This is a genomic window from Thauera phenylacetica B4P, from assembly GCF_000310225.1.
GTDB classification, from domain to species: domain Bacteria; phylum Pseudomonadota; class Gammaproteobacteria; order Burkholderiales; family Rhodocyclaceae; genus Thauera; species Thauera phenylacetica.
This window is the reverse complement of the sequence record NZ_AMXF01000654.1, coordinates 1-262: the sequence shown is the minus strand read 5'-3', so window position 1 is coordinate 262 and position 262 is coordinate 1. Positions and strand designations below refer to the sequence as shown.

1 pseudogene is annotated in these 262 nt (G+C 80.2%); it reads right to left on the bottom strand.

Going from position 1 to position 262, the window contains the following annotated elements:
- Positions 1-262: pseudogene (locus tag C667_RS24135) on the bottom strand (Y-family DNA polymerase); the annotation flags it as partial.

Sequence of the window (262 nt, the reverse complement as noted above, 5' to 3'; positions counted from 1 at the left end):
GGGGGGGGGCGCGGGAGCCGTGGCCGAAGCGCAGGCGGAAGCGGTCGATCGCCGCGTGGCGCGCATCGAGCCAGGCGGCGAGGCTGGCGAAGAGGCGGCGCGCGGCGAAGAGCAGGGCCTCGGCGTGCAGTTCCGGCGCGGGCAGGGCGAGGCTGTGGCGAAAGCGCAGCGGCGCCTCGAACCAGGGGCGGGGATCGGCGAGCTCTCCGCGTGCGCGCGCGAGTGCCCGGGCGGCGGCCTGCGCCCCCCGGCGGGCGAGTCC